This window comes from Paracoccus simplex (assembly GCF_042648325.1).
Taxonomy (GTDB): Bacteria; Pseudomonadota; Alphaproteobacteria; order Rhodobacterales; family Rhodobacteraceae; genus Paracoccus; species Paracoccus simplex.
Genome location: NZ_JBHRXE010000006.1, coordinates 76,543 through 83,387, shown reverse-complemented (window position 1 = coordinate 83,387; position 6,845 = coordinate 76,543). Strand labels below are relative to the sequence as shown.

Annotated in this window: 7 protein-coding genes and 1 pseudogene; 6 read left to right on the top strand and 2 right to left on the bottom strand. The window is 68.1% G+C overall.

The window, feature by feature from the left end:
- The 3 genes and pseudogenes from ACFOMP_RS02450 to rpmE all read left to right on the top strand — a co-directional run.
- Nucleotides 1–172: pseudogene (locus ACFOMP_RS02450) on the top strand (tRNA (guanosine(37)-N1)-methyltransferase TrmD); the annotation flags it as partial.
- 16 nt (nt 173–188) lie between these two features.
- Entirely contained in the window at nt 189–569 is a 381-nt protein-coding gene (gene rplS / locus ACFOMP_RS02445; protein WP_289893398.1) for a 50S ribosomal protein L19, read from the top strand.
- 11 nt (nt 570–580) lie between these two features.
- Nucleotides 581–802 carry a 50S ribosomal protein L31 gene (gene rpmE / locus ACFOMP_RS02440; RefSeq protein ID WP_379027754.1) on the top strand — a complete coding sequence of 74 codons (222 nt, stop codon included), beginning with the start codon at nt 581–583 and terminating at the stop codon, nt 800–802.
- Between the two features lie 133 nt (nt 803–935).
- Here rpmE and ACFOMP_RS02435 read toward each other — a convergent pair whose 3' ends face one another.
- The gene (locus tag ACFOMP_RS02435; RefSeq protein WP_379027753.1) at nt 936–1,142 is read right to left on the bottom strand and encodes a hypothetical protein; all 207 of its coding nucleotides are present in this window, start codon (nt 1,140–1,142) and stop codon (nt 936–938) included.
- Entirely contained in the window at nt 1,139–1,387 is a 249-nt protein-coding gene (locus ACFOMP_RS02430; RefSeq protein WP_379027752.1) for a hypothetical protein, read from the bottom strand. Before ACFOMP_RS02430 ends, ACFOMP_RS02435 begins: the two co-directional genes overlap by 4 nt.
- Nucleotides 1,388–1,663: 276 nt before the next feature.
- On the opposite strand from ACFOMP_RS02430, the gene ACFOMP_RS02425 reads away from it, so the two are divergent.
- The 3 genes from ACFOMP_RS02425 (at nt 1,664) to ACFOMP_RS02415 (ending at nt 6,750) form a co-directional block, all read left to right on the top strand.
- Nucleotides 1,664–2,446, top strand: a complete 783-nt coding sequence (locus ACFOMP_RS02425) for a division plane positioning ATPase MipZ (RefSeq protein ID WP_289893401.1) — start codon at nt 1,664–1,666, stop codon at nt 2,444–2,446.
- A gap of 69 nt (nt 2,447–2,515) precedes the next feature.
- A complete protein-coding gene (locus ACFOMP_RS02420) occupies nt 2,516–3,685 on the top strand; it encodes an efflux RND transporter periplasmic adaptor subunit (protein ID WP_289893402.1) in 1,170 nt (389 codons plus the stop codon).
- On the top strand, nt 3,682–6,750 hold the full coding sequence (locus ACFOMP_RS02415; protein ID WP_379027751.1) for an efflux RND transporter permease subunit: 3,069 nt from the start codon (nt 3,682–3,684) through the stop codon (nt 6,748–6,750). Before ACFOMP_RS02420 ends, ACFOMP_RS02415 begins: the two co-directional genes overlap by 4 nt.
- The last annotated feature ends 95 nt before the right edge of the window (nt 6,751–6,845 follow it).

Below are 6,845 nucleotides of genomic sequence, written 5' to 3'. Positions count from 1 at the left end.
TCTGTCCGGCAATCACGCGGCTATTGCCAGTTGGCGGCGCGACATGGCCGAAAGGCTGACCAAGGAACGCCGCCCCGACCTGTGGCGGGCATATGAGGAAACTCGTATGGACCCGGCAAAGGACCGACAGCTCTCGGGCGCATCAGACCAATCGCGGGGCTACCGCGAGTAACCGAAGGAACAAAGCGATGAACCTGATCGCCCAGATCGAAGCCGAGCAAATCGCCGCGCTCGGCAAGGAAATCCCCGATTTCAAGGCCGGCGACACCGTGCGCGTCGGCTACAAGGTGACCGAAGGCACCCGCACCCGCGTGCAGATGTACGAAGGCGTGGTCATCTCGCGCAAGGGCGGCGGCATCGGCGCCTCGTTCACCGTGCGCAAGATCTCGTTCGGCGAGGGCGTCGAGCGCGTCTTCCCGCTCTACTCGACCAATATCGACTCGATCACCGTGGTGCGCCGTGGCCGTGTCCGCCGCGCCAAGCTGTACTACCTGCGCGATCGCCGCGGCAAATCGGCCCGCATCGCCGAGGTCAGCAACTACAAGCCCAAAGCCGAAGCCCAGGCCTGAGGAGACGCGCCATGAAAGCAGAGATTCATCCCGACTATCACTTCATCACCGTGAAGATGACCGACGGCACCACCTATCAGGTGCGTTCGACCTGGGGCAAGGAAGGCGACACCATGTCGCTGGACATCGATCCCAGCGTGCACCCGGCATGGACCGGCGGCTCGGCCAAGCTGATGGACACCGGCGGCCGGGTGTCGAAGTTCAAGAGCAAATATGCCGGCCTGGGCTTCTGAGCCCGCTGCGCCCGGATCTGCAAACGCCGCCCTTTCGGGCGGCGTTTTTCGTTCCGGGGGATGGTGGGCGATCCCCGGCGGAAGGCGATCACCGCCGGCATGCCCGATCATAAGCCCCGATCAGAAGGCCCGATCAGAAGGCCGGGCCCAGGATCGGCATCCAGCCCGGCGTCCGCGTCGGCCGGTTCAGCGGCAGGCCGGTCAGCGGCCCGTTGCCGGTGTCGATCATCACCCGGCCGTCGCGATATTGGCGCAGCACCGGCCCCTGCACGCTTTGATAGGCCGAAAGCGCGATGGTCGCATAGGGGCGGGCGGGCGTGCGGAAAGCGGCGCGGATCATTGCAGGGCTCCTTTCCTGTCGAGGCGGTGGATGGCGGTGCCCCAAAGCGCGGGGTCGCGGTCGCGCATCAGGTCCCGGGCGGTCCTGAACGGTTCGCAGGTGATCAGCCGCAGCGGAATCTCCGAGATCCGATGCGGCTTGCCCGTGCGGCGGTCGATCAGGCTGACCGCATAACGGGGCGGGGCGGGCATGGCGGCCCGCAGCGCGCGATCGGCAAAGGCCGACAGATGGTGCCGATAGGTCATCTTTGGCTCCTTCCCTTGGCTGACCTGCCGGTTTGGTCCGGCAGACATATGACGACATAGTCGGTCGTATTTTTCAAGATAAATCTCGACCTGTTGTGTCGTGATGAAAGAATGAAGCCGGAACAGAAGGTTGCGCGACGGCCCCAAGGCTTGCAACGGCAGTGCGCCGCGCGGAAAACGCCGCCGCGGCGGCGATTCGCGCCGATGCGGCGCTTTTCATCGCGCCGGGCGCGGCCTATGGTCCGGCGCGAGGTGGCGGGCATTTCCGGGGGATTCGTGGCGCATATCATCGTTGTCGGAAACGAGAAGGGCGGTTCGGGAAAGTCCACGACCTCGATGCATGTGGCCACCGCGCTGGCGCGCATGGGCCATCGGGTCGGGGCGCTGGACCTGGACCTGCGCCAGCGCAGCTTCGGACGCTATCTTGAGAACCGCGTGCATTTCGCCCAACGCGAAGGACTGGACCTGCCCACGCCGATCCTGGGCCACCTGGCGCCCGAGCCCGAGGCGGACAGCGATCCGCTGTCCCAGGCGGTGGCGGCGCTGGAGGCGGAATGCGATTTCATCCTGCTGGACTGCCCCGGCTCGCACACCCGGCTTAGCCAGATGGCGCATACGCTGGCCGATACGCTGATCACGCCGATGAACGACAGTTTCGTCGATTTCGACCTGCTGGCGCGGCTTTCGCCCGAGGGCCGGATCCTGGGCCCGTCGATCTATGCCGAGATGGTCTGGTCCGCCCGCCAGCTGCGCGGCGAGGCGGGGGCGGGACCGATCGACTGGCTGGTGCTGCGCAACCGGCTGGGCACCCAGGCGATGCACAACAAGCGCAAGGTCGGCGGCGCGCTGGCGACGCTGTCCAAGCGCATCGGCTTCCGTGTCGCGCCGGGCTTCTCCGAGCGGGTGATCTTCCGCGAGCTGTTTCCGCGCGGATTGACGCTGCTGGATCTCAAGGACATCGGCACGGAACAGCTCAACATGTCCAACATCGCCGCCCGGCAGGAACTGCGCGACCTGATCGGCGAATTGAGCTTGCCCGGCGTCAGCGTTTCCTTCTGATCCGCGGCCGGCATTGTTGCTGGCGGCGGGCACCATTATGTTGCGCCGGAGATTGGTTTGGAGGGGACGATGACCGCAGCCTGCCGGATCACCCGGGCCGCGATGCTGGCCCTTGCCCTGTCCCTGTCGGGACCGGCACTGACGGCCATGGCCGAAACGGCCGGCGCGGTCGAACAGTCCGAACTGCCCGTGGTGACGCTGGCGCGGGCCGAGAGGACGCCGATCGAGGCGCGGGTGCCGGTCTCGGGCTCGCTGATCGCGCGGCAAGAGGTGCAGGTCCATGCCCATGTCGCGGGCTACGAGATCACCGGCATCGAGGCCGAGGTCGGCGACCGCGTGAAAGCCGGCGCGGTGCTGGCCCGGCTGGCGGACGAGGCGCTGTCGGCGCAGCTGGCCCAGGCCGAGGCGGAATACCAACGTTCCGAGGCCGGGATCAGCCAGGCCGAAAGCCAGATCGCCAGCGCCGAGGCGACGCTGACCGAAGCCACGGCAGCACTGGCCCGCACCCGCAGCCTGCGGCAAAGCGGCAATGCCAGCCAGGCGGTGCTGGACCAGGCAATTGCCGCCGAGGCCTCGGCGCGGGCGGCTGCGGCTTCGGCGTCGGACGGGCTGGGCGTGGCGCGGGCGCAGCTGGCCCAGGCCGGCGCGAGCCGCCGCATCGCGCGGCTGAACCTGGGCCATGCCCGCATCACCGCGCCGGTCGATGGCGTGGTGGTGGCGCGCACCGCGCGGCTGGGCGCGATCTCGGGCAGCGGCGGCGAGCCGCTGTTCACCCTGATCGCCGGCGGCGAGATCGAGCTTGCGGCCGATGTGATCGAGACGGCGCTGTCGCAGCTGACCGCCGGAGACCCGGCCGAGATCCGCGTGGCCGGGCTGGGCGAGGTCCGCGGCAGGCTGCGGTTGGCGCCGGCGGCGGTCGACCCGGTGACGCGGCTGGGTTCGGCGCGGATCGCACTGGACCCCGATCCGCGGCTGCGCACCGGGCTTTTTGCCAGCGGCTGGGTCATCACCGACCGGCGCGAGGCGCTGACCGTGCCCAGTTCGGCGATCCTGGCCGATGACCAGGGCGAGCGCGTGCAGGTGGTCACGGCCGGCCGGATCGAGACCCGCCCGGTGAAGGCCGGGCTGATCTGGCAGGGTCGGCGCGAGATTCTGGAGGGCCTGGCGCCGGGCGAGCAAGTGGTGGCGCGCGCCGGCGCCTTCTTCCGCAGCGGCGATCAGGTGCAGGCCGCGCCATGAACTTCTCGGCCTGGTCCATCCGCCATCCGGTGCCGCCGATCGCGGTCTTCCTCGTGCTGCTGTTGATGGGGTTCTACAGCTTCAGCCGGCTGGCGGTCACCGCCATGCCGAATATCGACCTGCCGCTGGTCAGCGTCGTGGTCGGCCAGCCGGGCGCCGCGCCCAGCGAGCTGACCCGGCAGGTGATCCAGCCCATCGAGGATTCCATCGCCTCGATCACCGGCGTGCGGCACATCACCTCGTCCGCGACCGACAGCGCGGCCCGCATCTATGTCGAGTTCGAGCTGGAGACCGATACCGACCGTGCCGTGAACGATGTCAAGGACGCGGTGGCCAATGTCCGCGCCGACCTGCCCGAGTCGATCGTCGAGCCGCTGGTCCAGCGCATCGACATCAGCGGCATGGCGATCCTGACCTATGCGGTCAGCAACCCCGGCATGAGCATCGAGCAGCTGTCGGATTTCGTCGACGACGTGGTGTCGCGCGACCTGTCCACCGTGCCGGGCGTGGCCAGCATCACCCGGATCGGCGGCGCCGACCGGCAGATCAATGTCGATCTGGACCCCGACCGCATCATGGCCTTCGGGCTGACGGCGGCCGAGATCTCGGAGCAGTTGCGGGCCAAGAACATCGACCTGGGCGGCGGGCGCGGCGATCTGGCCGGCACCGAATATTCCATCCGCGCCCTGGGATCGGCCGGCGATGTCGGGCGGCTGGCGGCGACGCCGATCCTGATCGGCGGCGGAGAGGCGGGCGGCCGCACGGTGCGGCTGGACCAGCTGGGCAGCGTCAGCGACGGCGCCAGCGAGGAGCGCAAGTTCGCCCTGCTCGACGGCCAGCCGGTGGTGGCTTTCGGCGTGTTCCGCGCCAGCGGCGAATCCGATCTGAAGGCCGGCGACGGCGCCAAGGCCCGCATCGCCCAGATCGAGGCCCGCCATCCCGGCACCCGGATCACCCTGATCGACGACGCGACGACCTATACATCGGGCAGCTATCACTCGACCATGGAGACGCTCTACGAGGGTGCGGCGCTGGCGGTGATCGTGGTGTTCCTGTTCCTGAGGAACTGGCGGGCGACGCTGATCGCCGCCGTGGCGCTGCCCCTGTCGATCATCCCGACCTTCTTCGTCATGCATTGGCTGGGCTTCACGCTGAACGGCATCAGCCTGCTGGCGATCACCCTGGTCACCGGCATCCTGGTCGACGACGCCATCGTCGAGATCGAGAACATCGTGCGGCACATCAACATGGGTGTCCCCGCCTATCAGGCCAGCATGGAGGCCGCGAACGAGATCGGCCTGACCGTCATCGCCATCAGCTTCTCGATCGTCGCGGTCTTTGCCCCGGTCAGTTTCATGGGCGGGATTCCAGGCCAGTATTTCAAGCAGTTCGGGCTGACCGTCGCGGTCTCGGTGCTGTTCTCGCTGCTGGTGGCGCGACTGGTCACCCCGATGCTGGCCGCCTATTTCCTGCGCGACAACACCCGCCTGGCCGAGGAGCGGGACGGGCCGGTGCTGCGCAGCCTGATGGCGGTGCTGGGCTGGACGCTGCGCCATCGCGGGCTGACATTGCTGATGGGGCTGGGGGTCTTCATCGGCTCGATCTGGTCCGCCACGCTGCTGCCGACCGAGTTCATCCCGGCCTCGGATGTCGGCCGCAGCCAGATCACCATCGAACTTCCGCCCGGCGCCACGGTGTCGGAAACCGAAGCCGCGGCGCGGATGGTTTCGCAGCGCATCAAGGCGGTGCCCGAGGTGCGCTCGGTCTTCGTCAACGGCGGCGAGGACGACGTGGCCAAGGCCGAGCTGATGGTCAATTACGGCCCCAAGGAGGAGCGCGAGCGGTCGAGCTTCGTCATCGAGGACGAGTTGAAGCACGACCTGGCGCAGATCCCCGACCTGCGGATCAATTTCCAGAACGAAGAGGGCAATGCCGACCTGTCCATTTCCGTTTTGGGCGACAGCGAGGACGGCGCCGCCGAGGCGGCCGAGCGGCTGATGGCGGCGATGAAGACCCTGCCGGAGCTGGAAGGGGTGAGTTCCTCGGCCAGCCTGCAGCGGCCCGAGATCCAGATCCATCCCCGTCCCGAGGTGGCCTCGCAGCTGGGCGTCACCGCCAGCGCGCTGGCGACGACGCTGCGGGTGGCGACGCTGGGCGACACGGAATCGAACCTGGCCAAGTTCAATACCGGCGACGAGCAGATCCCGATCATGGTGCGGCTGGACGAGGCCGCCCGGCGCGACCTGATGACGGTGCGCAATCTGCGGGTGCCGAGCACGGCCGGGCAATTGCCGCTGGAGGTGGTGGCGGATGTCTCGATCTCGGCCGGGGCGACCGAGATCGGGCGCTATGACCGGAGCTATCGCACCACGGTTTCGGCGAACCTGGCCGGCGGGGCACTGCTGGGGCCGGTCAACGCGCAGGTTACGGCCTTGCAGCAGGAGGTCGAGCTGCCGCCCGGGACCCAGATCCAGCCTTCGGGCGATGCCGAGATCATGGCCGAGGTGTTTCAGGCCTTCACCGTGGCGATGATCTCGGGCGTGCTGCTGACCTATGTCGTGCTGGTGCTGCTGTTCCACAATTTCGTCACCCCGGTCTCGATCCTGATGTCGCTGCCGCTGGCCATCGGCGGCGCGATCCTGGCGCTGTTCCTGACCGGCAATTCCATCAGCATGGCAGTGGTGATCGGATTCCTGATGCTGATGGGGATCGTGACCAAGAACGCCATCATGCTGGTGGAATTTGCGGTCAGCTCCATGGATCAGGGCACGGAAAAGCCGGCGGCGATCCTGGATGCGGTGCACAAGCGCGCCCGGCCCATCGTGATGACCACCATCGCCATGACCGCGGGCATGGTGCCCTCGGCCATCGGCACCGGCGAGGGGGCCGAGTTCAGCTCGCCCATGGCCATCGCGGTGATCGGGGGGCTGCTGCTGTCGACGCTGCTGTCGCTGCTGTTCGTGCCCTCGCTGTTCTCCGTGGTGCATGGCGGGCAGGTGCGGATCGGCGGCTGGCTGCGGCGGCGGATCGGGCTGAATGCGGCGCGGGAGGCGGCCGGCGAATGAGGCCGGGCCGGGGGCTTCGCGCCCCCGGACCCCCGCGGGGTATTTGGAAAACGGAGAAAGGGGGCCGCGAGGCCCCCTTGTCCGTTGGTTTTGCC

Bases quoted from the DNA above. Each gene is read 5' to 3' on its own strand.
- rplS (WP_289893398.1), top strand. From the start codon at position 189: ATGAACCTGATCGCCCAGATCGAAGCCGAGCAAATCGCCGCGCTCGGC.
- rpmE (WP_379027754.1), top strand. From the start codon at position 581: ATGAAAGCAGAGATTCATCCCGACTATCACTTCATCACCGTGAAGATG.
- ACFOMP_RS02435 (WP_379027753.1), bottom strand. From the start codon at position 1,142: ATGATCCGCGCCGCTTTCCGCACGCCCGCCCGCCCCTATGCGACCATC.
- ACFOMP_RS02430 (WP_379027752.1), bottom strand. From the start codon at position 1,387: ATGACCTATCGGCACCATCTGTCGGCCTTTGCCGATCGCGCGCTGCGG.
- ACFOMP_RS02420 (WP_289893402.1), top strand. From the start codon at position 2,516: ATGACCGCAGCCTGCCGGATCACCCGGGCCGCGATGCTGGCCCTTGCC.
- ACFOMP_RS02415 (WP_379027751.1), top strand. From the start codon at position 3,682: ATGAACTTCTCGGCCTGGTCCATCCGCCATCCGGTGCCGCCGATCGCG.